Below are 25745 nucleotides of genomic sequence, written 5' to 3' on the forward strand. Positions count from 1 at the left end.
AGTCCCCTTCGCTCAGCCGGAGGAGCCGCTGGTACGTCGGCCAGCGAGCGCCGGGACCAGCCGGGCGGCGTCGCCGATGGTTCCGACGCCGGAGACCGGGTCCCAGGAGGGGCGGGCGCACCAGCCCTGGTTGCCGGGGACGCTGTTGCAGCCGGTGGTGACGTCGGCGATTCCGAACTTGTGGGCGCGGCGTGGGGTGGCCACGATCCGGTAGAGGGTGGGGTTGAGGGTGCCGAGGGGCCGGTGGGCTGCCTGCCGGGCGAGGGCGGTGATCCCGGCGATCAGCGGCGCGGCCACCGAGGTCCCGGCCGCGCGCCGCCATCCGCCGTCCCGGTCGATCTGACCGCCGAGGACGTTGTAGGTGGAGTAGAACACCACCCGGGACTCACCTGAACCGTTGGCGGCGATGTCGGCGACGCCGCGGTGCCGTCCGACCAGATTCCGGTAGGGCTTCTGGTAGGGCGGGCGGGCGAATACGGCAGACAGGCCGCCGCCGGTGGCCATTCCGATGCCGTTCGAGTCGTCCCACACGGTGTCGGGGCGAATGCGGGTACCGGCGTCGGTCAGGTGCATCCGGGTGCCAGCGACTGCGGTCACGTGCGGGGAGCTGGCGGGCCATGGCACGGCCGGGTCGGGGCTGGTGCCGGAAGTGTTGCCGGTGTCGCCGTTGGCCACGATCATCGTCGCGGCATACTGCGTCGCGAGCTGGGCGATTTGCCGGTCCAAGCCGCGCAGCACCCGCGCGGGGAGGTCGGCCTCGTAGATGCCGTAGGACTGGGAGAACACCGCGCCGGGGTGAGTGCGGGCGTAGGAGCGCATCGCGTGCAGGATCTCGGCGTACCCGGCGTCGGGTCCGTCGAAGTTGCCCGGGGTGACCAGCGCGACGAGTTTGGCGTCGGGCGCCATGCCGTGCACCAGCGACATGTCCAGCACGGCCTCTTCGGCCACCGCGTACCGGAACGGCGCGTCCGGCGCGTCGGGCGCGGGCATCGGCGGGATGGTCCCGAACTTGCGAACCTCGATGTTGGGGGCGGGCAGGCCGTAGGCGGCGCTGAAGCGGGCCAGGTCCTGTTTCAGGGTGGGGGACCCGTACCAGATCGGGAACACCACCGTGACGCCCTTACCGGTCCAACCCGCACGGTGGGCATTGTCGACACCGTACGCGCGGGCCAGCTGCCGGACCGAGAAGCACGGCACCTTGTAAGCCACCCGACACTCGGCCGTGTGGGGCGGCGCGGCACCCCCAGCGGAAGCGGTGATGCCGCGAGCGAGGGTCTTGGCCGCGCGGACGTCCTGGGCGGAGAGCCGGGTCTGGAGCGGACCGCCGCCATGCAGCGACAGAACGCCCTGCGCGAGCTGGCGAGCCAGCACCGATGGCGAGGTCTCAGCCACGGCCACGACGCGTCCGGGGGCCGCCGGCCACGCGGCGAGGGCGCCGATCGCGGCCAGTGCGGTACCGGCCGCGATCGCGGAGAGACACTTACGTTTGATGGGGGACAAGAGGGCTCTTTCTATCGTTTATGGACTTGTCGGGTAGATCGCCGAATCGAGGCATGCGGCTCCTCCGCAGGGAGGGGCTCAGTAGGGACGATGAGCTGAACGTGTAGCTGGCTGGGCCAGTCAGAAAGGGCGGCCCGCCGGGATCGAACCGCTCAATCGCGGCTACCAGTGGCCGCTAGGCGCGGTCGATGAGCTTCTCCAGCGCGGCCGGTGTCCCAGCAGACTCCCATCCGGACTTCCCGCGGACCGCGATCCAGCGCTGCCTGAACGGGTCATACAGGATGGCCCACTGACCGCCAGACGGCCGGTTGAACACCTCGCGCAGCCGGACGAGCTCGGCCAACGCAAGACGCTCCAGCTCTCTGGAGTCGAGCTCGGGGTCGAGATCGGACCGTTCCGGCACCTGTTCTCTCCCGTACTGGCCGCAGGTCGGACCCATGGTGGGCCTGGAAGTGGGGCGCTGAGAGTTGTCGCTCATGACTAGCGGGCGGTGATGCCCTGGCCGTTCCCCTTGGCGGTGATGACGCGCTTGATCGCGTGCGCGACGTCCCCGATGTGGGCCTTGATGCCGGTAGAAGGTGTGGGGGGCGGGGCCTGGCTGGCCGTGATGTGGAGGTTTCTGACCTGTCGGGGTGAGGCGGCGTGCGGCGGCGGACATTCGGCAGGTCGCAGTGTCTCCGCCGCCGCGGTCATGGGTGGCGTCGCCCGACATGGCTGCCAAGTCGGCGACAGTCTCAACCAAGCCCTCTTGGGCGAGCAGGGCTGGCGGAGGCTCGCTGCCGTGCACCAGTTCAGATGCGGGGACGGTCGCTCTGAGGCACCGTCGGCGTGCTTCGGTTGAAGTCGCAACTCGGTGTCGGCGCCATCGTCGACGAGGTCGCATGTCGAGTCGCGGCCTTCGAGGCGACGAGCAAGCGCCCGTGACGGCAGAGCTGGGGCACCCACCGGGATGGCGGGCGTGAGAGTTGGCTGTGCGGCTGGCTCAGCCCTTCGGGCTCCGGTGTCGCTCATGACGGCCTCCGTACCGGGACGCGGTAACTGATGACGTGGAGTTAGTGAACGCGTCATCGCACCGGGAGTCACTAGGGCTGGGGACATACTTTTCATGTAGGGCTCTAGCTCGCTGACCTGCGGATTCGCGAGAGTCGGCCCACTTTATATGTCGCGGCGAGCGCGGCCGCCCGAAATGTGTAGTTGCCGCGACTGGTCGCGGCGGGCGACCCTGGCCATGAGGCCACATCAGGGAGGCGCTGGTGAGTGCGTGGAACAGGCGCGACATTGGCCGACTGCGCAAGCAAATGGTCCAACAGGGACGTGACTCCAGTGAGATCGCATCCGAGATCCGGATGCGGGCGAGGGTGTCAATGCTCGCCGCGTATCGGTTGGCAGCAGGACTTTCCCAGCCGGAACTGGTGGAACGGTTCAGTGAGGCATCGCCTGGAGTCTTCATGGATCAGCCACTCTTGTCGCGGCTGGAAGCGTTTCCCGGGCCTGGCGGCCGAGCACCGCTGGCAACCCAGATCATCACGTTCGCCACTATTTTCGAGGTATTGCCGTTACGGCTCCTGGCTCCAGAGGCCTTAGACCACATGGAGCCACAAGAACGGGATGTCCTGATCAGGTGCAGCATCACTTCTCCTCCCAAGACTCATGCCGACACCGGCCAGTTCGGGTTGTCGGTACCCCCTCGGCAATGTCCGCAGGTGGAAGCCCGATTGGAAAGGCAGGTTCTGATGGCGGCACGTAGAGCCATGCGGTTCGGTACCGACGCCGAAAGCTGCAACGTCGGCCCGGAGGGCATCGATCAGCTTCGCGACGACGTCGCACGAGTGGCGAGCGCCTACCCGCAACGGCCATTGCCGGAACTGCTCGGTGAACTTGCCGAGCTGCAGGAGGTCACTTTCGGGTTGCTGGAAGGCCGGCAACGCCCACGCCACACTGCGGAGCTGTACCTGCTGGCTGGAGTCCTTTCGGGCATGCTGGCCAAGGCGAGTCACGACCTGGGAGATCCGCATTCGGCCCTGACGCAGGCGCGGACGGCGTTCATTTGTGCTGACAACATCGGTCACGATGGATTGAAAGCGTGGACTGCGGGACTCCGGTCGATGATCTCCTACTGGGCGAGTCGGCCGAACGACGCCGTTCGGTACGCCGAGCAGGGCGCGGAGTCCGCAGCAGCCGCCTCCGGCACCGCCTCAGTGTGGCTGCCTGCGCAGGAGGCGCGCGCTTGGGGACTGCTCGGAAATGCCGAACGGTGCCGCGCGGCGATCCAACGGGCCAAGGAAGCGCGCGAAGCCGCCGGACGCGACGAGTTGGACGAGCTCGGCGGCATCATGACGTTCCCAACTCCCCGGCAGCTGTACTACGCCGCTGACGCCTCGATCTGGCTTCCGGGCGCGGAGGAGCATGCCGCTCAGCAGGCGGAGGCCGCAATCGACGCCTACCAACGAGCTGCAGACGTCGACCAGTCGTTCAGCGACGAGGCAGGGGCTCGCACGGACCTGGCGCTGGCTCGCGCCGCCCAAAGCGATGTTGAGGGCGCTGCGGACGCTCTGGAGGATGTGCTGGATCTTCCGGTCGACCAAAGAATCGAAGGGATCGTCGCCAGCGTCAGGCGGGTGCATCGCATTCTCCGGGAGCCTCGGCTCCAGGGACCTGCTGCGATGAGCCTTCAGCAGGAGATCGAAGCGTACACACGAACCCCAGCGGCTGCGGCGCTTCCGCCCGGGCGCTAGCCTCCTGGCCATGTATCCCGTATCGGTCACGGGCAACGGAGGGGCTCTGCGTGAGTTCCGGGTCGAAGATGTCGACGCGGTCTTGGCGGTGTACGGCGACCCGGTCGTCGTCGAACATCTCTCGTTTGAGCCGCGCAGCCGCGACCAGGTCGCCGCGACACTTTCCCACGTGATCGATGCGGCTAGAAAGGAGCCGCGGGTCGAGTACTCGCTCGCGGTGGTGGAGTCGGCGGTCGACGAGGTGATCGGATTTGCGCGACTGGCAGTGGACGCCCAGCATCCAGGCCAGTCAAGCGCGCAGGTGGGGTTTGCTTTGCGCGCCGACCGGTGGGGCAAGGGCCTCGGTGCCGAGACGGTCCGGCTGCTACTCCGGCTTGGTTTTGAGGACCTTGGCTTGCACCGGATCTGGGGTGCCCGCAGCCCTGACAACTCCACGTCCGCAAGGCTGATGACCAAGCTCGGCATGACCGAGGAGGGCCGGATCCGCGGACATCTTCGTGTACGTGGAGCGTGGCGTGACTCAGTGGTTCATTCCATCCTTGAGGATGAGTGGCGCGCCAACTGCAGCAGCCGGTAGGGGAGATCTTTCCCAGAGAAACAACGCATCTCGCCCTGCTGGCCGCGACTCAACCCACGGCCCCCTTGCCGTAGTTCGGAAGCGCATCCCTGGTGGCGTCGTCAGGGAGGGTGATCAGTCTCAGCCTGGAGAACGCAACCTAAAGATCTTTCACGCCGACCGGCTGGCGGCCGGGCGACGTCGCGCCCGGATCGACACGGCCACGAGCCCTTTCCGCCCGGCGGTCGAAGCCAGGGCCGCAGAATCCGCCGCCCCCACGTAGATCGCATTCGGTCCGTCCTCGTCTCCCAAGGGCTTCGAACCTTGTGCAAACGATTCTCACCGGGCTTGGGACCGCGGACCGTTCTCCGGACACGGCGGTGAGCGCTACGGAGGACGGTGTGGTGCGGGAGGAGCGTCCTCTCGCACCACACCTGGCCTGTCTCCGTTCCGCGCCTTATGTCAGGGCGGTAGCGGCCGAACGGGCGGACGCATGGAAAGACTGGGAGGACAACGGCCTGGTCTTTCCGTCCCGGCGGGGTACGCCTATGGAGCCGGACAACCTACGCCGTAGCTGGGGACGCGTCCGGGCGGCTGCGGGACTGGGGTCGATGCGGTTCCACGACATGCGGCACACCTGCGTCTCGCTGCTGCTTCATCTGGGCATCGCGCCGAACGTCGTCCGGGAGATCGTCGGGCACAGTGACATCGAGGTCACCATGACGATTTACGCTCACACTTCGCTCGACGACAAGCGGGCGGCGCTGCGGAAGCTGGGGGATGCGCTCGGCTGAGGACGTTGCCGTCAGGGTTGCCGTCAAAAGGCCCGGAACCGCGATTGGTTCCGGGCCTTTTGGCTGGTCAGAAGTGTGGGCAGGGGCGGGGTCGAACCGCCGACCTTCCGCTTTTCAGGCGGACGCTCGTACCGACTGAGCTACCTGCCCGGGACGTGTTTGGTAGCACGTCGGGGCGGTCCTGACGGGATTTGAACCCGCGGCCTCCACCTTGACAGGGTGGCGAGCACTCCTAGCTGCTCCACAGGACCTTGCTGCTCCGAGCCTAGCGGCTTCGGAGGGTTGCGTGGCGCTTGGCGACGTCCGAGAGCATACGCGATGGCCGAGGTGGGCGCCAACTCGTTATGGGTGGGGTGGAGGGGGCAAGATCAAGTCGGTGGGGGATGCGGGGCGGGGTGGTTTCGGGGGGCGTGGGGCTTCCTGGTGCCGTCCGGTGGGGCGGTTCTGAGGTGATGGAGGGCGTGTGGTCGCGAAGCTCCCGGAGGGGTATCAGCGAGGGCTGGGGACTCGTCAGATTCAGATGTTGGCGATCGGCGGGACGATCGGTACCGGGTTGTTCCTCGGGGCGGGGGAGAACATCGCCAAGGCGGGGCCGAGTCTGATCTTGATGTACGCGGTCGCGGGGGTGGCGTTGTTCCTGGTCATGCGGGCGCTCGGGGAGTTGTTGACGTATCGGACGGCGGAGGGTGGGTTCGCCGGGTATGCCCGGGAGTTTCTGGGGCCGTTCTGGGGTTACGCCACGACCTGGACGTACTGGATCATCTGGGTCACGACCGGCATGGCGGAGTTGACCGCGGCCGGGACGTACATCCAGACGTGGTGGCCGGGGGTCGAGCAGTGGCAGACGGCGCTGGTGGCGCTGGTGGTCCTGTTCGTGGTGAACCTGATCTCGGTGAAGATCTTCGGTGAGCTGGAGTTCTGGTTCGCCATGATCAAGGTCGCGGCGATCGTGATGATGATCCTGGTGGGGCTCGGGGTGTTGGCCTTCGGGTTCGGGGATGCGGGGGAGACCGCGCGGGTCGGGAATTTGTGGGGGCACGGGGGGATCTTTCCCGAGGGGTACGGCGCCACGATCATGACGCTGCAGATGGTGATGTTCGCCTATCTGGGGGTTGAGCTGGTCGGTGTGACGGCTGGCGAGGCCAAGGATCCGGAGCGCAATATTCCGCGGGCGATCAATGCTCTGCCGGTGCGGTTCGCGCTGTTCTATCTGGGGTCGTTGGTGGTGATCCTCTCGGTGGTGCCGTGGACGGCGTTCAAGGGTGGTGCCAGCCCGTTCGTGTTGGCGTTCGACAGGATCGGCATCCCGGGCGGCGCGGACATCGTGAACTTCGTGGTGCTCACGGCGGCGTTGTCGTCCTGCAACGCGGGTGGTTTGTACTCGACGTCCCGGATGTTGCGGACGGCCGGTGTGAACGGAGATGGGCCGAAGGTGCTGGCGCGGTTGAGCGGTCGGGGGGTGCCCGTGCTGACCGTGGTCATCTCGGCCGTGGTCATGGGGGTCGGGGTCGTGGTCAACGCGGTCGTCCCGGAGAAGGCGTTCATGTACATCACGTCGGTGTCGACCGGTGGGGCGCTCGCGGTGTGGACGGTCATTTTGGTGGCGCACATGGTTTACCGGCGGAAGGTCGGCGCGAAGGCGTCATATCGGATGCCGTGGGCGCCGTACACGAACTGGGGCGTGCTGGCGTTCTTTGGGTTTGTCACGGTGACGATCGCGTGGGAGGCCGATACCCGGATCGCGTTGTACGTCATGGCGGCTTGGGCCGGGGTGGTTGTGGCCGGGTGGGGGATCGTGCGGCGTGGTTCGCAGGACGTTTCCGGTGCGGAGGTGGCCGTGGAGGCGGGGAGTTCCAGCGTTTGAGTCGCCGTTATGTGTTGTCACTGAGTGTACACGGTCAGCTACTGACTCGTTACTTTGGTGTCATCGGACGGTTCGAGGGTGGGGGTGGACAGGTCCCGGCTTCCAAGAGGTGAAGATGCACCGACGGAATCGTTTCGTTCTCCTCGTCCTGACTGCTTCTTTGATCCTTCCGGTGCCGTCCGCGGCGGCGGAGGTCGTTCCAGTCTCGGTGCGGCTGGCCAGTGGTAAGGCTCGGGTCGCGAACGTCGCGCATCGGGGGGCCTCCGCGTACGCGCCGGAGAACACGATCGCGGCGTTCAAGCTCGCGGTGTCGCAGCGTGCCGATGTCGTTGAGGTCGACGTCCAGGAGTCGAAGGACCACGAGCTCGTGCTCATGCATGACACCACGCTCGCCCGGACGACGAACGTGGAGGAGATGTATCCGAAGCGGGCGCCCTGGGAGGTTTCGGACTTCACGCTCGCCGAGATCAGGAGGCTGGACGCCGGGGCGTGGTTCGGGAAGAAGTACCGGGGCGAGCGGGTGCCGACGCTGGGACAGACGCTGAGCGCCCTGGAGGGACGGGGCGTCGGGCTTCTGGTGGAGATCAAGAGTCCGAGGCTGTATCCGGGCATCGAGAAACGCGTCGCCGGGGCACTGCGGCGTTCACCGTCCTGGCTGCGGAATGAGCGACGTCTCGCTGTGCAGTCGTTCGACTGGCGGTCCATGCGGCGGTTCCACTCCGTGCTGCCGCAGGTGCCGATCGGGCTGCTGGGGACTCCGAAGGCCGAGGAGTTGCCGTGGTTCGCCTCTTATGCGGACGAGATCAATCCGCCGTGGCGTGGGCTGTCTGCGGCTTATGTGAAGCAGGTTCATGCGGCTCGCATGGACGTCCTTACCTGGACGATAAACAACAGTGGCGACATGAGAAGGGCCATCCGGCTCGGGGTGGACGGAATCATCACCAACAAGCCGGACGTGCTGAACCGCGTGCTGAAGGAGACCGCCGCGCCAGGTTCAGCCGCCTGATCTGGGCAGGCGGTCGCGGGTGTGGGCGATCAGGGCGCGTGCGGCGGGACTGCGTGGGCCCTCGGTCCGCCAGGCGAGGGCGATTCGTCCGCTGAGGCGGGGGCGGACGATCGGCATCGGGTGTAGGTCGTCCGGTCGGGCTCGGGCGGCGGATTCGGGCAGGACGGCGACGCCGAGGCCGTGTGCGGCGAGCTGTGCCAGGACGGGCGGGTCGCCGGCCTCGAACGCGATGCGCGGGCGGAGGCCCGAGTCGGCGCAGGCGTCGTCGAGGACGGCGCGGAGGCCGGTGCCCTTCGGCAGGCAGATGAGGTCCTGGTCGGCGAGGGCGCGCAGCGTGACCGAGGAACGGCGGGCGAGTGGATGGTCGTGGCCGACGGCGGCGTAGAGGCTCTGTTCGATGACGACGCGGGTCGTGAGGCCGTCGGGTGGTTCGGCGCCGAGGCTGAGGAACGCGAGGTCGACGCGTCCGTCCCGTAGGCCGTCCGTCAGGGTGGCGGTCTTCTCCTGGACGACCGTGATCTCCACGTTCGGATGGTCATGGTGGAAGGCGGCGAGTATGCCGGGCAGGTCGAGGGAGCGGATCCAGTCGATGGTGCCGATCGTGACACGTCCGCGGAGCAGGCCCGTCAGCTCGTCCACCGCCAGGCGCGCGCCTTCGACGGCCGCGAGCGCCGCCCGCGCGTAGGGGAGGACGGCCTTGCCGGCCTCCGTCAGCCGGACGGTCCGTCCCGACCGGTCGAACAGCGGCTGCCCCAGCTCGCGCTCCAACTGTCTGATCTGGGCGCTGACGCCCGGCTGCGCCACATGCAGCCGTGCCGCCGCCTTGGTGAAACCCGCCTCCTCCGTTACCGCCACAAAGTATTCAAGCTGGCGCAGCTCCATAAGCAGCGATGCTAACAGTGCGTTTGTCCAGCGTCGGGGCTTCTGCCAGGCTCACCATTTCTTTGGTGTCTCTTGGGTGCCGCGCTGCCGTTCGGAGGACTGATTTCGATCTGGGCGGTGATTACCTCACCTGCGGGAGGTCGGGTGAACGGACGGCGCACATGGTCCATACGGGTGCGGATGACCGTGATGGCCGGGACGGTCGCCGCCCTGATCTGTGTCGTCCTGATCATCTTGATCATTTTCGGGGTGCGGGGGCGCACCGAGGACTACAAACGCAACCAGGCCACGTCCGCGGCGCTGCGCGTCGCCTACGAGGTCGGTCGTAATCCGGTTCGGGGGGAACTCTCCGCGCCGGACGGTGTCGTCCTGCAACTCGTGGACGGTCGGGGCGGAGTGATCGCGAGCAACCGAGCGTTGAGCGGGCCGCCGATCGCCCGGTTCCGCCCGGTTGAGGCGAACATCTACCGCGCCAAGGTGCTCTGTCCGCCGCGGGGGCTGGACCGTTGCATGTGGGTGGTCGCGTTTCGCGTCTCCCAGCCGTACGGAGACCGGATCGTCTATGCGGCGACGCCGACCATCCCCTGGTATGTCACTCCCGGCCTGCTCATGTTGTTGGTCTCCGTGGCGTTGCTCCTGGTCTTCCTGGTGTGCCTGCGGACGTGGGGGACGGTCGACCAGACGCTCGCCCCGGTGGAGGCGATCCGCGCCGAGCTGACGGAGATCACCGCCGGCGAGTCGGGGCGCCGGGTGACGGTTCCGGAGAACCAGGACGAGATCAGACGGCTCGCGGAGGCGGCCAACGCGACCCTCGACCGTCTCGACACGGCCCTGGCGCGGCAGCGTGGTTTCACATCCGACGCGTCCCATGACCTGCGCAGCCCCATCGCCGCGGCGCGCGCCCAGATCGAGGAGGCCCTGTTGCGCACGGACGAGGTCGACTGGCCGACGACGGCACGGAACGTCCTGCAGAGCCTCGAACGTCTCCAGGCGATCGTGACGGACCTGCTGCAGCTCGCGCGCCTGGACGCCGCCGCGTGGCAGGACACCGAGCTGATCGACCTGGGCGCGCTGGTCACCATCGAGCTCGCGAGGTCACAGCGTACGAAGCGGGTCGTTCCGCACATCCAGGACGGGGTGACGGTGCTCGGTGATCGGCTCCGGCTCGCCCGGCTGCTCACGAACCTTCTCGACAACGCAGAAAGGCACGCCGACAGCAGGATCGACATCATCGTCCGCCTGGACGGCGCGACTGCCGTCTTGGAGGTTCTCGACGACGGTGAGGGTATCGCCGAGCAGGACCGTGACCTGGTGTTCCAGCGTTTCGCCCGGTTGCGGGCCGGCAAGACCCGCGACGCCGCGGGTACCGGGCTCGGCCTTCCCATCGCCCGCGAGATCGCCCGGCTTCACGACGGGACGCTGACCATCGAGGACAGCGCCAAGGGTGCCCGTTTCGTCCTCCGGATTCCCAGGGAGCGGACCGCGGAGCCGAGGGGGTGAAGTGCCCGCGTGGGGGTGGACACGCGGTACTTCGGGTCAGACGGCGGACTGGGCCGGGACGCCACGAAGGTGGACCCAACCCTCGATCCTGAGTTTCTTCACCGTGCAGCTGATGGGCTCGTACTCGGCGGGGTTCACGTGCCCGGGGCCGTGGGCGATGACGGATTCGTAGACGAAGGTCGACGCGATGAAGCCGAGGTCGGCGCCGGTCGCGGCGAGGCGGTCCTTGAGCGGACGGGCGTCCAGGAGCCGGGCGGTGCGGATCAGCGCCCAACCGGACACGCCGGGCGGGTCGGGCATCACGGGCCCGACATGCACCGCGACCCTGAGCTGGATGCGGGCCGCGCAGTTCGACCGCTCGTTGTGGTGACGCAGCCGCACGGCCAGCGAGGCGATCATGGGGTCGATGACGGCGGCGGTCGGCACCTCGGGCGGGACGACGATCAGCGCGCCGTCGCCGCGGTCCTCGATATGGCAGGCGTGCCAGGGCACGGCCGACACCTCGAACGCCTCCTGGAGCAGGGCGTACATGGCGCGGCGCATGGCGAGGCGGTCACGGTCGTTGCGGTGGGGGGCGCTGAAGCCCGCGATGTCGGTGTAGACGATCGTGCAGTTCTGACCCGCCCATGACGGGCTCGCGGGTGTGGGCGGGCCGGTCACCATGGGCCGTGTCGGCTCCTCCTCCGGGGGGAGGCGGGCCGCCGGCACGGTCGAATCGCCTGACGGAACCACGGAGGCCAGGCCGCCGTTGGTCGCGTGATCGGTTCGCGGGATCGGCATCGAACCGGTCGCGTACGCCTGACCGGCGTGTTGAAAGGGCGATGCCGCGGGCCGGTACGGCTCGGCTCGTGGGGGCGCGACGGCCATCTGCTCGGTCAGCCGGTGGTACACCTCGTGTTCCATGATGGCGACCACGCGCGGATGGTCGCTGAGGTAGGCGACGAACTGCTGGGTGCTCATCCGCAGGCCGTGGACGGTCTCCATCGCGACGATGGTCGCCGACCGGCGGCGCAGCAGCAGGGCGGCGCGTTCACCGACGATGTCGCCGGGGCCGCGGAACGCGATGATCCGCTCGTGGCCGTCGCGGTTCACCGAGACCCTGATCGAGCCGGACCGGACGACGACGGCATGGTCGGCGGCCTGGCCCTCGAACCACAGCACGGTGCCGACCGGGTAGACGACCTCCTCGACGTGGGCGAGCAGGTCGTTCCGCTCGTCCTCGGTGAGTGCGCCCCAGAAACCCTGCCGGAGGGGCGGCAGGGCCGCCGCGGTCGGGGCGGCGACGAGGAGGCGCGGGTCCTCGGCGTCGGCGGCCTCGAACTTGCCGGGGTCGGTGTGCACCTGCCGGACGAAGTTTCCGTGGCCGGTCTCGGACGGGACGATCTGGTCCGGGTCGTGCCGGCGGGTGTATCTGTCCATCAACGCACCCCGCTGTCGCTCGACGGGACGGCGAGTGGTGGTCGTGTGGGGTGATGGATGTCAATGGTCGGGGGGAGAAATTCATGGCTTGACATATCGAGAACCCCAAGTCCCGAAGCACTTCTTCGGCTGCCGTCCGTCCACCTACCTGGGATTGCTTGGCGTCGTGTCGTCCGTTCGGCCGAAGTCGCGTTCACCTATAGCCCGAACCGCATGATCGCGGTTAGACTGGGTGAGTCCGCACAGAACGTTTTGGCAGGTCAACGGGGATCTTCCTGTGTTCCTCGCAGCATCCCCGGCGTAACCGGCCGGTACGGTCTTACGCGGTCTCGAGGAGTCGCTCTCCGCTTTCCCTCGATCGTCTTGGCTCGCAACCGGTGGTCGGTGGAAGGCGGCGGGCGGCTCTATTTCCTTTTCTGTCGATGCCGAGATTTCTGTACTTCGTGGCGTCCTCCCCGTGGGCGTGTGTCCGTTTCCTTATGGTTCGGCGGTGTTCGTTGCGTTTCCGCCACCGGTGGGGAGTGCTGGGACGGAGTGTGCGCGTTCCGGCCCGGCCCTCACCCTGTGTCAACTTCGACCTCGGTGCGTAGGTGGCAACATGTCCGCTCGCAAGTTAGCGTCTGCTACTTTGCTACCTAGCACATTACAACATAGTCTACGGGTATGCAGCAGTCTGGAAGCTTCAACACGGAGTTTCGGGTGGTATGACGGGGTCCGGCCCTCGGGGGCAGGTTTGCCGGGCCGCGTCAGGTAGCGCGATGGCGGGACGTACCGTGCCATGTAACGGGCCGACAGGTTGCATGCAGGCTGGTAGCACCCACTACATAGAGTGAGCGATTGAGATGACCAGTGATCAGGGGCCCGTCGTCCAGGGAGCACTGCTGCGCGCCGAGCTCGTCCGTCTGCGCAAGGAGAAGGGGCTGACCCAGGAGCAGGTCGCCGGGCAGCTCGAATGGTCGCCGTCGAAGCTGATCCGGGTGGAGGGCGGTAAGAACGCCATCACCCGGACGGACTTGCAGGCCCTGCTCACCGTGTACGGCGTCACCGACGAGGCACACCAGGAGCGGCTGCAGTCGCTGGCCCGCGGCGCGCGCGAGCCCGCCTGGTGGAACAAGTACAAGGGCGAGTTCGACCCCAGCTTCCTGAACTACGTGGGCTACTCGGCGGGCGCGTCCTACATCCGGCAGTTTCACGGGACGGTCGTCCCGGGGCTGATCCAGACGCCCGAATACGCCCAAGTGCTCGCCACGGGGCGGGCGTCCGAGCACGGCAGGGTGATGGCGGCGAAGCTGCGCGTCGAGCGGCAGCAGGAACTCGCCAAGCGGCGCAATCCCCCGCGCCAGCACTGCATCATCGACGAGGCCGTCATCCGACGCCATGTGGGCATCAAGGTCGATCCGGCGATCATGCCCAACCAGCTGCACCACATCGCCGACACCGCCGAGGCCAGCGATCTGCTGACGGTCAGGATCATCCCGTTTAAGGAGGGCGCGCACCGGGGCCTCGAAGGCCCGTTCAGCCTTCTGGAGTTCGAGGGCGATTTGGACGACATCCTTTATCTGGAGCGTCGGGTGGGCGCCAGCCTGATGGTCACCGGTGACGACGTCAGGATCCACGAATACCGCGACACGTTCGAACTCCTCCTGGAACAGTCACTGTCGCCCGACGAGTCGATCGCCCTGCTCCGGCAGGCGGCCGAGGACCTCATGGCCTGACCCCAGCCCCGCGACTCGACCGGACCGGAGGTGACGGCCGCAGCGAAGCACCCACAAGGCGAGTGGCCTTCATAGCACGCAGCGTGATCTTGTGTTCCCTTGTAGTCGAGGTAACTCGAACCGTTTACACTCGTGATCGGGAATTAATCCACAAGGTCGTGGTTTGCCGTGCCCTGCTTGGTGCTCGCCCGGGCGGGTGTTCTCGTCGGCTCGGTCGAAGGAGACGGCACCCGCCCGGCAATGGATGGAGGGTTGCTGGGATGGTGTACCGATCGCTTCACGGAACGACGTTGAACTGGCGCAAGGCCAGCCATAGTGAAGACAGCGATTGTGTGGAGGTGGCGACGCTGGGCTCCTCGGTGCTGGTCCGCGACTCGCGGGACCATGCCGCCGGCGTCCTCACCCTTGATTCCGTTCAGTGGAATGCACTGCTGAACGCCGTCCGAAGCGGGGATCTCGACGGGTGTTGAGTCGCGTGACTCTTTTTTGCGCCCGCACTCGAAAATTGTCGAGCATGGTGATTGTCGGAAGGCTTGACTGGCTACTCCTGACATAACGCTGAGAGGTGCCCCGTAAGGGAATCCTGAACCGCCTCTGTTCGCCCCCGTCCTCTCGACGGAACCCCAGATGTGTCGACGGTCGGCGGTCGGGCCGGGCCCGCACTCCACCAAGTCGCCCCGGCACGACCGCCACCCACGAACCCGCATCCGGCACCGTTCATGATCAGCAAAGAAACGCCGCCATCCCCTGCGACACGAAACCGGCCCCGCCCGCACCGGACCACGCGCACCGGACCACGCGCACCGGACCACGCGCACCGGACCACGCGCACCGGACCGCCCGCACCGGACCGCCCGCACCGGACCGCGTGCAGCGCGTCCCGCTACCGCAGGTGGCGCTGCGGTGATGGCGTCCGCGAACCGGCTCTACGACACCCGCGCCCGCGCTTCCTGTCCCCGTACGGGCGCTGTCGGCAGACGGTTGGACGGCGAGGCGTCGACGGGCTGGTCGTCAGTAGCGGGACCGCCTGGTGATGCGCGCGGAACCTGCCCCCACACGAACCGGGCCGCGTGCAGCGCGCCCCGCTACCGCAGGTGGCGCTGCGGTGATGGCGTCCGCGAAGCGGGGCCGCGACGCCCGCGCCGCGCCGCCGCGCTCCCTGGCGTTGCACGGGCGCTGCCGCCAGAGGGTTGGGCGGCGAGGCGGCGAAGGGGCGTCGTCGTCAGGGAGGGTGATGCGTGCGGAACCTGCCCCCGCCTCGCCGCTGTGGGCGGCGTTGCGGTGTCGGCGTCTGCGCTGTGTTACCGCGCGCTCTGGTGTCGTATAGAGCGCTGTTGGGAAGTGGTTGGGCGGCGAAGGGGCGTCAGTAGAGGAATGGGAGGGGGGTGCCGTTGGCTCCGGTGAGGTCGTTTCCGTCGGAGCGGCCCATCAGCCAGGCGAGTAGGGACGCCTCCGTTCCCGAGACGAGGGTGTCGCCGTCGCCGAACTCGCGGGCCGTGTCGGTGGCGCGCAACCGCAGGTGGGGCGCGTCGTCCCGGCGCGCGAAGGACGCGACGACGCCGCCGAGCGTGCGCGTGGTGAACGCGGCGGGCCAGTGGCGGGGCAGGAAACCCGCGTCGAGGTCGACATGGTGGACGAGGACCTCGGTGAGGCGGGAGTCGGAAGCGCGGGCGGCGGGATGGCGTGCGCCCGACGTCCATTGGACGACGTGCTCCCATGCCTCGTCGGGCATCAGCGTGTAGGCGTCGGCGAACCGTTGAGCGCTGTTGCGCACGTCCGCCAGGAGTGCCGCGGCGGAACGTCCGGCACCGGCTTCGATCTCGGCGGCGCGGGCGTCCAGGCTCGGGTACTCGGCGGCCTCGACGCCCGTGCGGGCCCAGGTGAGCAGGCGGGTGCCGCCGTCGGCGTTCCGCGCTATGTGGGTGAGGACATGGCCGCGCGTCCAGCCGGGGAGGAGCGACGGGCCGCGGACGTCGCCGTCGTTGAGTCGCGCCGCGGTGGCGAGGAGAGATCGCGTCGCGGCGGTGATGGAGGCGAGCGGCTCGACCGGGGTCGTGCGGGGGAGTAACGGGTCAGCGGACGCCGCGGGGCCGGAACTGGACGCTGATCCGGGGTCCGGCGACGCGGGTGGTCTTCGGGATGGCATGCTCCCATGTTCGTTGGCAGCTTCCGCCCATCACAATAAGGTCGCCGTGTCCGAGTTCGTGACGGATCGTCCGGCCGCCTCCGCGGGGACGCAGCAGCAGGCTCCGCGGTGTTCCGACCGAGAGGATCGCGACCATCGTGTCGTGCGTGGCGCCGCGGCCGATCCGGTCTCCGTGCCAGGCGACGCTGTCGCGGCCGTCCCGGTACAAACACAGACCGGCGGTGCGGAACGGCTCCCCGAGTTCGTCGGCGTAGTGGGTGTCGAGGGCGGCCTTGGCGGTGTCCAGGACGGGATCGGGTAGTTCGTCCCCCTCGGTGTAGAAGGCGAGCAGGCGCGGCACGTCCACGACCCGGTCGTACATGTGGCGGCGCTCGGCACGCCACGGGACGGACGTGAGCAGCCGCTCGAACAACGCGTCCGCGGCGGGAAGCCAGCCGGGCAGGACGTCTATCCAGGCACCGTGCGCCAGTCGCGTCCGTCGCGCCGAACTCAGTGGACGCGGGCCGCTCTCGTCCGTGTCGTCCAGCAGCGAAGCCTGAAACATGCCTCCACTGTATTCGGCGATGTCAAACATGTGTTCGATCATCGGCTGCCCGACGAGCGTGGTCGGGTCGCGAACATGCGGCGGACGGTGTCGTGGTTCAGGGGGCTGCTCGCACGAGCCCGCGCGTCAGAAGTCCTTCAGCATCTCCTTGAGGAGGACGAGGGTGCGGGCCGGGGAGGCGGCGCGGATGGCCAGGGAGTCCATGATCTCTTTGTAGCGGTCGGCCTCCTTCCCCTCCGGATAGCGGGCGCCGGTCAGTTGTTCGAGGTAGACGACGTCGTCCAGGTCGTGCTCGGCGAACCGGACGATCGTGATCGGCCCGCCCAGTGCGAGATGGCCGCCCGCGGCGAACGGCAGGAGCTGCACCTTCACGTTCGGCATGTGCTCCGACACGGTGATCAGATGCTCGATCTGGGCGCGCATCGTCGCCGTTCCGCCGATGGGTCTGCGTAGCGCCGCCTCATCGATCACCGCCCAGAACCTGAGGGGGGAGACGGGACGGCGAAGGACGTCCTGCCGGGCCATCCGTACCTTGAGCCGCCGGTCGAGCCCGTCATAGGCCGCGTCGTAATGCTCCAGCCCGATGACGGCCCGCGCGTAGTCGAACGTTTGCAGGAGCCCCGGGACGTACTGCACCTCGTATGCGCGGATCGTCGTCGCCGACTGCTCTAATCCGACGTACTGCTCGAACCAGCCCGGTACCACGTCGCCGTAGCTCTGCCACCAGCCCGGCCGCTTCGCCTCCTGGACGAGTTCGATGAAGCTCTCACGCTCGGCCTCGTCGTCGAGGCCGTACAGGTCGAGCAGGTCCAGGACGTCGCGGACCTTGAAACCGTGCCGACCGAGTTCGAGACGGCACATTTTGGACGCCGATCCGCGGATCGCCGCCCCGGCCTCCGCGCGTCCGATTCCCTTCTCCTCTCGCAGCCGCCGCAGGCGCGCGCCGATCTGCATGCGCAACGCGGTCGGACCGGTCTGCCGATGATCAAGCACTAGATCTCCAGCACCTCGAACGTCGCGACAACTCTGGGAGGGTCTCACACGCCATGACGGACGCGCAGGCAACCTTCGGTCAGAGATATGTAACTACCAGCCGACCGTGCAAATCGCATGATCCTGGTTGAACTCGCAGGAGGGATCGTTCCACCACGGTGTCACCGACCGCGCACCAGAAGATCCAGATCGGCTCTCGTCACCCGGGCCCGCTCGGCGACCCGGTCACGGTCCGTGCCCGCCGTGGCGACGATCTCGATGGCCCGCAGCAGCATCGTCGGCTGTTCCAGCGGCTTCGGGAATCCCGGTTCACGCCGCCGCCAGCCTCGTGAACTCAGCGCGCTCATCGCGTTCCGGTAAACGGTCTCATTCATGATCCGCAGGGTGCGGGCCCGGTAGAGCAGGGCCGCCATGCTGACGCCCCAGGTCGCCTTCAGCTCGGCCAGCCGGTCCCAGTCGGCGGTCTGCGGTAGTTCGCCGCCGATGTCCTCCTCCGGCATCAGAAACTCGGCCGCGAACCTGTTCGCCTGATCCTCGACGATCTTCTCCCCGGGTTCGGCGTCGGCGTGCATCACCAGATGCCCCAGCTCGTGGGCGCCGTCGAAACGGTTCCGCCAGTAGTCGCCCTTGGCCGGATTGAAGAAGACCATGGGCCGTGGATGGACGCCGACACTGAACGCGTCGACCCGCTCCGCCGCGTCCGGCAGCACGAGCACGATCACACCGTGCCCTTCCAGGAGCCTGACCACGTGCGGTACCGGGCCCGGCTCACCCAGCAGGGCCTTCCGCGCGACACGGGCCGCCTCGACCGGACCGTTTCCGGCGATCTCGTCCGGCGACACCACATACTCCGGGAGGTCGACCTCGGGGAAGTCGACAAGGTCCTCCAGCGCGGCGACCACGTCGGTGGCGATCCGCCCGTAGGCCAGGGCTTGGTCACGCTCGATCTGGCTGGTCGACCGCAACGACCGGAAATGGGCACCGTCCAGCGACACGGGACTCCGCCCGCCCTGGAAGAACTCGACGGGCACCCCCAGGGCGATCGCCAGGCGCCGTACCATCGGCTCCTCGGGCGCCTGCACCCCGGCCTCGTACCGTCCGATCGCCTTCGGTGTCGTTCCGACGGCCTGCGCGACCTGGTTCTTACGCAATCCCCTGAGCCGCCGGGCGAGTGTCAGCCGCTCGCAGTCGAACAGCACCCGCGCCACCTCTTGCTAGGCCGATTTCGTCTCCCCACGGAGCCGCACCGGGACGTCCTCATGGTCGTCCCACAGCGGCATCGTCCGCTCGACGAGCTTACGACGTGGATCGGGTCCGAGGGTGTCGTCCAGCTCCTTCACCCAATGCCAGGCGGTACCGCCGTCGGCGTTCCACCTGGGGCGACCCAGGAACAGCTCCAATTCCAGCGGCTCGTCGGTGGCGCTGTGCGCGAGCACCAACGTCACGACCCCGGGCGTGTCGCGCTGGATGCCGAGCGGCAGCTCCAGCTGCGGATCCTCGACGTAACCCTGCCGCGCGACGGCCTGCTTGGTGGGGCTGTCACGATCCCAGCGAATGCCGTGCACGTTGCCGAACTCGTGCCGCTTCAGCAGAATTCGGTACGGACCGTAGCGCCACCCCGGGGAACCGTTGAGATCGTCCCGGACGACCTGAGGCTCGTCCTCGAAGGCGCGGTCGATCCGCGTGGCCAGCACGTCGAACGAGCTGACCCCGTACGAGCGTTCCGTGAAGCCCGCCGCCCGGCTCAAAGAACCCAGAACGGCCAGCGTCGCGTCTCGGTGGGCCTCCCGCAGGGCATGCAGGAAGCCCGCTGCCAGAAGCTCGTCCCAAGCGACCCTGTCCTCAGCCACGCGCCCACTCTAAACAGCCGGACCGACATTACGAGCAGCCCTCGAACTGCGGTACCTCTTCGACGAGCCTGAGCCCGCTGGCCCCGAACCATTTGCGCAGCAGGCGACCGGCCGTCCCGTCCTGGAACATCGTCGTGATGGCCCGGTTCACCACCTCGCACCCGTCGATGTCGCCCTTGCGCATCCCGACCCCGTACCGCTCGTCGGTGAACGGCGCGTTCACGATCTCCAGATCTCGCGCCGCGAAACCGGCCAGCACGAGATCCCCGGTGGAAACCGCGTCGACGACACCCCGCCGCAGTTTCTCCACACAATCGCTGTACGAAGAGCCGGGAACGAGCTTCGCCGGGACACTCAACTCCGTGATCACCCGTTCGGTGGAAACCGACCCGCTCGCCTGACACATCCACCGCCCCGCCAGGTCGCGCACACCTCGGATTCCCGCCTGCCCGCGCCGCACCATGATGTCCTGGTGCGCCACGTAGTAGGGACCACCGAACGTCACGTGCCGCGCCCTGTCCGGAGTGATCGAGTACGAGGCGAGCACGAGATCGACCTCGTGCGCGTCCAGCTTCTGCTCCCGATCGTCGGACCTGACCTCCCGAAACGTCACCCGGGACGCACCGAGATGCCGGGCGATGTACGTCCCCACGTCCACCTCGAACCCGCGAAAGACGCCCCCTTCCCGCAGCCCGAGCCCCGGCTGGTCGGCCTTCACCCCGACCACGATGACGTCATTATCGGAAACGGAAGCCCGAGCAACCCCGCACCCCGCCAGCACTCCCGCTAACACCACGGCAAGAACAGCACGCACATCGCCATACGTATCCCGCCGCCCAAATCAGCAGATGAACACCAATTGATCACCTTCTTGCCACCACATGAAGCCCACGCACGGCCCAACCACGGACCAACGAGACCAAGCGACCACGCACCGCCCACGAGGACCTCCGCCTCCGCACCCCCCCGACTCTCCGCGACACGTCACCATGCCACGGCGTCCCGAAATCCCCGAGCCCCTGGCTGCGCGCCTTGCGCCGAGGACCGCACCGCGCCGTGGACTTGTGGTGCGAGACGTCCGGTCGCTCAGCGATCCACGCGGTCGTTGCGCCGACGGCTGCCTGTCACGGGTTCGGCCTTTGTCGTCGGCGATCTGCGGGGCGCGGCGTTGCGAAGAGGCGTAAGGCGCCCTTGTTAGGCGTGTGCGGTGAGGAGGGTGCCGCGCTGTGGGCGCACGGTGCGGGGCGTCGGAGCGCTCAGCGTTTCGCGCGGGTGTTGCGCGGACGGCTGCCTGTCACGGGTTCGGCCTTTGTCGTCGGCGATCTGCGGGGCGCGGCGTTGCGAAGAGGCGTAAGGCGCCCTTGTTAGGCGTGTGCGGTGAGGAGGGTGCCGCGCTGTGGGCGCACGGTGCGGGGCGTCGGAGCGCTCAGCGTTTCGCGCGGGTGTTGCGCGGACGGCCGCTCCTCACAGAAGCGGCCTTGCCGTCGGCGGCGGCCCGGGGCGCGGCGTTTCGGGGGCGTGAAGCCCTTGTTGGGCGTGTGCGACGAGGATCGCGTCGCGCCGTGGGCGCGTGGTGCGAGACGCCAGGGCGATCAGCGTTCCGCGCGAGGGCGGCGCCTACGGCTGCTCTTCCCAGGCGGGAACTTGCCGTCGGCGACGGCCGGGGCGCGGCGTTATGGAGGGTGGGAGGCTCTTGCTGTGCGTGTCCGGCGGGATCGCGCGGTGTCGTGGGTGTGTGGGGCGGGGCCGTCAGCGTTTCGCGCGGGTGTTGCGCTGGCGGCTGCTCTTCACGGGTGCGGTCTTGCCTTCGGCGACTGCCTTCTCGTGCTCCTGCCAGCCCTGGAGCCATTTCCATCCGGCGCCCAGGGCCGCGGTGCTGGCCGCCACCATGAAGGTGGTCACCTGAGTCTCGTCGAGCTTCGCTCCCGGGACGTACTCGGCCACCACCCCGGCCAGCCACCCGGCCGCGACGGCGAACACGGGCGTGAACAGGGCGACCCCACGCCCCAGCCACGAGCCCTCGCCCTCCGGCCCTTCGACCTCGGTGCTCTGGGCGGAGATCTCCTCGCTCGCGGTTTCCACCACGAACATCAACTCCAATTCGCTTGTGGGACGGCTGATAATGATCAGTCGTCCGGTGAACTACTCACACATCAATGGTGAGACTCGGTGGAGATCGGTTGCTTCAATGTGGCCGATATCGGCCACATTTGTTTCGGTGGTTGTTCGTCGTTTGCGCGAGTAGATCGCTGATCGTAAGGTGCGCGGACGTAGTTGTCTTTGCGCAGGTGACAGCTAGTGTGATCGTTGTCGAGGTCGGTGAACAATGGGCGTTGGGTGGTGGTTGGAGGTCTTTCTTGTCTGTGGTGATCTCGCGTCCTGAGGTGGGATAGTTGGCGGTATCGTGAAATGTCGTGGTATGGGGCTAATGTGGGCTCTTGGAAATGTGTGTGATGTGCCTTTTGTGTCGTCGCGCTCGGGCGGGTTGAGACGTTTGTCGTGGCGCTCATCGATTGGTAGGCGGTGGGGGTGGCCGGGATGCGTCCGCGCCGGGTAGCGGACCGTGTCGGTCGAAGCCTTGGCGACGGCGTTCCGGGCGGGAGGTGTCTTGGCGGTGCCGCCCGGGACTCGCTGGACGATGGCGGCGGGGCCCGGGTGCGGCCAACCGGGCCTAGCGGTGGTGGCCGTTCGTGCTGCCGGAATCAGGTGAGCGGCGGGGATGTGAAGCGGCGGCGGCTTCGGCGAGTGGGAGGACGATGCTGGTTGCGGTGCCCGCGTCATGCTCGGTTTGGAAGGTGTGCCGGAGACGTGGATCGGGCTTGGGCGCGGGGAAGTGGGCTGTGGTGGATGCTGGCGTGCGCACTGTCGGGTTCGTGGTTGTGGGGTGGGCTCGTCAGCGTTGGCAGGGCTTGTCGCGGGTGTCTTCGCGTGGGCTGCGGCTCTTGGTCAGGAGTCGGGGGGGCTCGTTGAGGACGCCTATGGCTGGGATCGGCGCTGGTTAGATGCGACTGTCGTGGTGGCTGATGCCGAACAAATCAAGGCAGAGTCTGGTTGGTCGCCTGTGCATCGTTGGATGTGACCGTTCCAATTTGTGTGGGCCGTATGTGGGAGTGACTGCGTTGTGGGATTGTCCGTTCGTGTTTGTCGGGGAGGTGGGTCATTCGGGCTGTGTGGGGGCACTCTCCGTCACAGTCGACATTCTGGAGCAAACCGCCGTACTTCCGGACGAGTCCGGTCCTGAGCTTATTTGATGATGATCGGGGTAGGGCTTGCCCGGGTGTGCCATCATGGCCCTTCTGGCACTGGACATTGCTTTCCGAAGTGCACCTTAGGGGACGATCCCAATGACCGAACGGCTCCCATCGACACGGAGAAATCGCGCGAGTCTGGCCTACAAACTGCGGTACGCGGCCAAGAACCCGGACAAGATCAAACCGTATGTGGGCAGGGTGGCCAGGGATCTGCGGATCCGGCTGTCCAGCCGTGACCACGTCGCCTACTACCGGGCCGTGATGCGGTCCGACGCGGCCAAGAGTCCGGAGGCCGCGGTCGGGAGCCGTAGTCATGAACGCTGGCTCGCGCTCGGCCAGATGCAGTTCGACTACCTGCTCAAACACGGTCTGAAGCCCGATGACCGGCTTCTGGAGATCGGATGCGGCAACCTGCGGGCCGGATGGCGGTTCATCGACCACCTCGACGCCGGGAACTACTACGGCATCGACATCTCGCCCGACATTCTGCTCGCCGCGCAGAACACCCTCGTCCAGCAGGATCTGCGGGAGAAACTGCCGCACCTGACCCTCGTCAACGACCTGAAGTTGCGGTTCCTCCCGTCCGAATACTTCTCCGTCGTGCACGCGCACAGCGTTTTCAGCCACTCGCCCCTCGACGTCATCGACGAATGCCTTGCGAACGTGGGTCGTGTCCTTGCGCCCGACGGCTTCTTCGACTTCACCTTCGACCGGACCGAGGGCCCCGAACACCATGTCCTGCGGGAGGACTTCTACTACCGCACCGAGACCCTGATCGCGCTCGCCGAGAAGCACGGATTCACGGCCCGGTTCATGGACGACTGGGAGGAACTTCCGCACGGTCAATCCAAGATCCGCGTCACGCACTCCACACGCGGGCGGGTGGACTGAGCGATTCCGGTCATTGGCGGCGATTGGTCGCAGACGTCGTGCGTCCACATGCGGGTATGTCGCGCCGGAGCCGGGCGGATTTGTTTAGAGTGGACGGGCCCGGTCGGCGTGCGCGGAGGCCGGGCATCGTGCTCAGGTCGGGATCCCGGCGGCCGTGGTGCGGGATCCCCATGGACAGGAGGGATCTTCTGTGGACCTCAAGGCGGACCAGGAGCGGTTCGGCTTCCAGGCCGAGGTGACGCAGCTGCTGAACCTCATGGCCAATTCGCTCTACAGCAACAAGGAGATCTTCCTTCGTGAACTGGTCTCCAATGCCTCGGACGCCATCGACCGGTTGAGGTTCGAGCGGTTCTCGCAGCAGAGGGCGGAGGAGAACGCCGAGAAGCCCTGGATCCGGGTCGGGTACGACAAGGACGCGAGGACCATCACCGTCGCCGACAACGGGATCGGGATGAGTCGCGACGAGGTCGTCAAGAACATCGGCACCATCGCCAAGTCGGGGACGAAGGAGTTCCTGCGGGGACTGAGCGGGGACGAGCGGGCCGACGCGAACCTCATCGGTGAGTTCGGTGTGGGCTTCTACTCCGCGTTCGTGGTCGCCGAGCGGGTCGTGCTCACCACGCGCAGGGCAGGGCTGGCCGCCGACGAGGCCGTGCGGTGGGAGTCCGACGGGGCCGGTGAGTTCACCTTGGAGCCCGCTGAGCGCGCGGAGCCCGGTACCACGATCGTCCTGCATCTTCGCGAGGGCGAGGACGACCTGCTCAACGGATTCCGGCTGCGTTCGATCGTGCAGAGGTACTCCGACCACATCGGCGTGCCGATTCTGATGCCGTCCGACGAGGGGGACGGCGAAAGCGCGGTCAATGAGGCCTCGGCACTGTGGCGCCGTCCCAAGAGCGAACTGACGGAGAAGGACTACCACGACTACTACCGGCACATCACCGGTGACTTCTCCGAGCCGTTGACCCATCTGCACGCCAAGGTGGAAGGACGCTACGAGTACACGCTGCTGCTCTTCGTCCCGTCCCACGCGCCGTACGACCTCTGGGCCAGGGAGTTCCGCCGGAAGGTGCGCCTGCACGTCCAGCGGGTCTTCATCATGGAGGACGACGGTCAACTCCTCCCCGACTACCTGCGGTTCGTCACCGGAATCATCGATTCGAGCGACCTTCCGCTGAACGTCTCCCGCGAGATCCTGCAGAGCAGTCTGGCCGTGGAGCACATCCGCGCCAGCGCCACCAAGAAGGTGCTGAAGCTTCTGAAGGATCTGGCCGAGAAGGAGCCGGAGAAGTACGCGGTCTTCTGGAAGGAGTTCGGCACCGTCCTGAAAGAGGGCGTCGCCGAGGACTACTCCAACCGTGAGGAGCTCACGGAGCTGCTGCGCTTCACGTCCACGCATTCCACTACCGAGAACGCGGACGTGTCGTTCCGCGACTACATCGGCCGGATGAAGGACGGCCAGGACAAGATCTACTATCTGCTCGCCCCGTCCTTCGCCGCCGCCACCGCGAGCCCGCACCTGGAGGCGTTCCGCGAGAAGGGCATTGAGGTGCTGCTGCTCAGCGAGGCCGTGGACAACTGGGTCGTAGGCGGCCTGGTGCAGGAGATCGACGGTCACCGCCTGCAGTCGGTGGCGCAGGGCGCCCCGCCGGACTTCGGTGACCTGGAGGACGAGGACGGGAAGCAGGCCATCGAGGAGGCCACCGAGGCGCACGCCGACCTGACCGCCAAGCTGAAGGAGCTTCTCGACGGGAAGGCATGGGACGTCCGCGTCACCAACCGGTTGACGACCTCGCCCGCCTGCATCATCGCCGCCGAGCCCGACACCGACTTCAACCTGGTGCAGCGTCTGCGGGGGACCGGGCTGCCGAACCAGCCGGTCCTGGAGATCAACCCGGGGCATCCGCTGATCCGGCGGCTGAACGCGCGCCCCGACGATCCGCGGCTCGGCGACTGGGCCCATGTGCTGTTCAACCAGGCCGTCCTCACCATGGGGGCGCGCGTCGAAGACCCGGCGTCCTTCGCCACCCATCTCAACGAGCTTCTCGTCGCCCTGACGGAGGAGACCTGACGAAGGACGTGCTTTTCAGGTAGCTCGG

General features: G+C 67.4%; 22 protein-coding genes and 2 tRNA genes. 10 read left to right on the forward strand and 14 right to left on the reverse strand.

The window, feature by feature from the left end; genetic code table 11:
* Nucleotides 1-12 precede the first annotated feature (12 nt).
* The 3 genes from BZB76_RS31290 to BZB76_RS31300 form a co-directional block, all read right to left on the reverse strand.
* Complete coding sequence (locus tag BZB76_RS31290; RefSeq protein ID WP_121438049.1) at nucleotides 13-1500, reverse strand: S53 family peptidase; 1488 nt, start codon at nucleotides 1498-1500, stop codon at nucleotides 13-15.
* Nucleotides 1501-1675: 175 nt separating this feature from the next.
* Entirely contained in the window at nucleotides 1676-1903 is a 228-nt protein-coding gene (locus BZB76_RS31295; RefSeq protein ID WP_147449617.1) for a hypothetical protein, read from the reverse strand.
* A gap of 77 nt (nucleotides 1904-1980) precedes the next feature.
* Complete coding sequence (locus tag BZB76_RS31300; protein WP_121438051.1) at nucleotides 1981-2193, reverse strand: hypothetical protein; 213 nt, start codon at nucleotides 2191-2193, stop codon at nucleotides 1981-1983.
* Nucleotides 2194-2753: 560 nt separating this feature from the next.
* Between BZB76_RS31300 and BZB76_RS31305 the strand changes: the two genes are divergently transcribed.
* From BZB76_RS31305 to BZB76_RS31315, 3 genes are all read left to right on the forward strand, one after another.
* On the forward strand, nucleotides 2754-4235 hold the full coding sequence (locus BZB76_RS31305) for an NsdA family TPR-like regulatory protein (RefSeq protein WP_211343291.1): 1482 nt from the start codon (nucleotides 2754-2756) through the stop codon (nucleotides 4233-4235).
* A gap of 10 nt (nucleotides 4236-4245) precedes the next feature.
* A complete protein-coding gene (locus BZB76_RS31310) occupies nucleotides 4246-4812 on the forward strand; it encodes a GNAT family N-acetyltransferase (RefSeq protein WP_121438052.1) in 567 nt (188 codons plus the stop codon).
* Between the two features lie 383 nt (nucleotides 4813-5195).
* Entirely contained in the window at nucleotides 5196-5585 is a 390-nt protein-coding gene (locus BZB76_RS31315; RefSeq protein ID WP_246007358.1) for a tyrosine-type recombinase/integrase, read from the forward strand.
* A gap of 76 nt (nucleotides 5586-5661) precedes the next feature.
* Here BZB76_RS31315 and BZB76_RS31320 read toward each other — a convergent pair.
* Together BZB76_RS31320 and BZB76_RS31325 are read right to left on the reverse strand one after the other, a co-directional pair.
* Nucleotides 5662-5735 (reverse strand) — tRNA-Phe (locus BZB76_RS31320).
* Between the two features lie 26 nt (nucleotides 5736-5761).
* A tRNA-Asp gene (locus tag BZB76_RS31325) sits at nucleotides 5762-5836 on the reverse strand.
* Nucleotides 5837-6048: 212 nt separating this feature from the next.
* Between BZB76_RS31325 and BZB76_RS31330 the strand changes: the two genes are divergently transcribed.
* Both BZB76_RS31330 and BZB76_RS31335 read left to right on the forward strand, forming a co-directional pair.
* Nucleotides 6049-7449, forward strand: a complete 1401-nt coding sequence (locus BZB76_RS31330; RefSeq protein WP_281273933.1) for an amino acid permease — start codon at nucleotides 6049-6051, stop codon at nucleotides 7447-7449.
* A 115-nt stretch (nucleotides 7450-7564) separates the two neighbouring features.
* A complete protein-coding gene (locus BZB76_RS31335; protein WP_121438346.1) occupies nucleotides 7565-8455 on the forward strand; it encodes a glycerophosphodiester phosphodiesterase in 891 nt (296 codons plus the stop codon).
* Here BZB76_RS31335 and BZB76_RS31340 read toward each other — a convergent pair.
* Nucleotides 8444-9337 (reverse strand): LysR family transcriptional regulator, encoded by an 894-nt coding sequence (locus BZB76_RS31340; RefSeq protein WP_121438053.1) that lies wholly within the window; start codon nucleotides 9335-9337, stop codon nucleotides 8444-8446. The two genes, BZB76_RS31335 and BZB76_RS31340, sit on opposite strands and share 12 nt — an antisense overlap.
* Nucleotides 9338-9517: 180 nt before the next feature.
* Between BZB76_RS31340 and BZB76_RS31345 the strand changes: the two genes are divergently transcribed.
* Nucleotides 9518-10837 (forward strand): sensor histidine kinase, encoded by a 1320-nt coding sequence (locus BZB76_RS31345; RefSeq protein ID WP_121438054.1) that lies wholly within the window; start codon nucleotides 9518-9520, stop codon nucleotides 10835-10837.
* A 36-nt stretch (nucleotides 10838-10873) separates the two neighbouring features.
* Here the strand turns inward: BZB76_RS31345 and BZB76_RS31350 are convergent, their stop codons facing one another.
* A complete protein-coding gene (locus BZB76_RS31350; protein ID WP_121438055.1) occupies nucleotides 10874-12256 on the reverse strand; it encodes a cyclic nucleotide-binding domain-containing protein in 1383 nt (460 codons plus the stop codon).
* Nucleotides 12257-13098: 842 nt separating this feature from the next.
* On the opposite strand from BZB76_RS31350, the gene BZB76_RS31355 reads away from it, so the two are divergent.
* Together BZB76_RS31355 and BZB76_RS31360 are read left to right on the forward strand one after the other, a co-directional pair.
* Complete coding sequence (locus BZB76_RS31355) at nucleotides 13099-13971, forward strand: helix-turn-helix domain-containing protein (protein ID WP_121438056.1); 873 nt, start codon at nucleotides 13099-13101, stop codon at nucleotides 13969-13971.
* A 290-nt stretch (nucleotides 13972-14261) separates the two neighbouring features.
* A complete protein-coding gene (locus BZB76_RS31360; protein ID WP_211343292.1) occupies nucleotides 14262-14441 on the forward strand; it encodes a DUF397 domain-containing protein in 180 nt (59 codons plus the stop codon).
* 893 nt (nucleotides 14442-15334) lie between these two features.
* Here BZB76_RS31360 and BZB76_RS31365 read toward each other — a convergent pair.
* The 7 genes from BZB76_RS31365 to BZB76_RS31395 all read right to left on the reverse strand — a co-directional run bounded on the left by BZB76_RS31365 (nucleotide 15335) and on the right by BZB76_RS31395 (nucleotide 21595).
* Nucleotides 15335-16117, reverse strand: a complete 783-nt coding sequence (locus BZB76_RS31365) for a maleylpyruvate isomerase family mycothiol-dependent enzyme (protein WP_121438058.1) — start codon at nucleotides 16115-16117, stop codon at nucleotides 15335-15337.
* Nucleotides 16044-16661: an alpha-ketoglutarate-dependent dioxygenase AlkB gene (locus BZB76_RS31370; protein WP_121438347.1), complete on the reverse strand. Its 618-nt coding sequence runs from the start codon at nucleotides 16659-16661 to the stop codon at nucleotides 16044-16046. Before BZB76_RS31370 ends, BZB76_RS31365 begins: the two co-directional genes overlap by 74 nt.
* Before the next feature lie 126 nt (nucleotides 16662-16787).
* Nucleotides 16788-17654, reverse strand: a complete 867-nt coding sequence (locus tag BZB76_RS31375) for a helix-turn-helix domain-containing protein (RefSeq protein WP_246007336.1) — start codon at nucleotides 17652-17654, stop codon at nucleotides 16788-16790.
* Between the two features lie 161 nt (nucleotides 17655-17815).
* A complete protein-coding gene (locus BZB76_RS31380) occupies nucleotides 17816-18853 on the reverse strand; it encodes an XRE family transcriptional regulator (RefSeq protein WP_246007337.1) in 1038 nt (345 codons plus the stop codon).
* Between the two features lie 15 nt (nucleotides 18854-18868).
* A complete protein-coding gene (locus BZB76_RS31385) occupies nucleotides 18869-19504 on the reverse strand; it encodes a hypothetical protein (protein WP_121438061.1) in 636 nt (211 codons plus the stop codon).
* A 28-nt stretch (nucleotides 19505-19532) separates the two neighbouring features.
* Nucleotides 19533-20231 carry a glutamate ABC transporter substrate-binding protein gene (locus BZB76_RS31390; protein ID WP_246007338.1) on the reverse strand — a complete coding sequence of 233 codons (699 nt, stop codon included), beginning with the start codon at nucleotides 20229-20231 and terminating at the stop codon, nucleotides 19533-19535.
* A 1022-nt stretch (nucleotides 20232-21253) separates the two neighbouring features.
* Nucleotides 21254-21595, reverse strand: coding sequence for a hypothetical protein (locus tag BZB76_RS31395; protein ID WP_121438063.1), 342 nt, complete (start codon nucleotides 21593-21595; stop codon nucleotides 21254-21256).
* A gap of 1253 nt (nucleotides 21596-22848) precedes the next feature.
* On the opposite strand from BZB76_RS31395, the gene BZB76_RS31400 reads away from it, so the two are divergent.
* The gene (locus tag BZB76_RS31400; protein WP_121438064.1) at nucleotides 22849-23646 is read left to right on the forward strand and encodes a class I SAM-dependent methyltransferase; all 798 of its coding nucleotides are present in this window, start codon (nucleotides 22849-22851) and stop codon (nucleotides 23644-23646) included.
* Between the two features lie 190 nt (nucleotides 23647-23836).
* Nucleotides 23837-25717: a molecular chaperone HtpG gene (gene htpG / locus BZB76_RS31405; RefSeq protein ID WP_121438065.1), complete on the forward strand. Its 1881-nt coding sequence runs from the start codon at nucleotides 23837-23839 to the stop codon at nucleotides 25715-25717.
* Nucleotides 25718-25745: the final 28 nt, after the last annotated feature.

The sequence above is a fragment of the Actinomadura pelletieri DSM 43383 genome, assembly GCF_003634705.1.
Taxonomy (GTDB): domain Bacteria; phylum Actinomycetota; class Actinomycetes; order Streptosporangiales; family Streptosporangiaceae; genus Spirillospora; species Spirillospora pelletieri.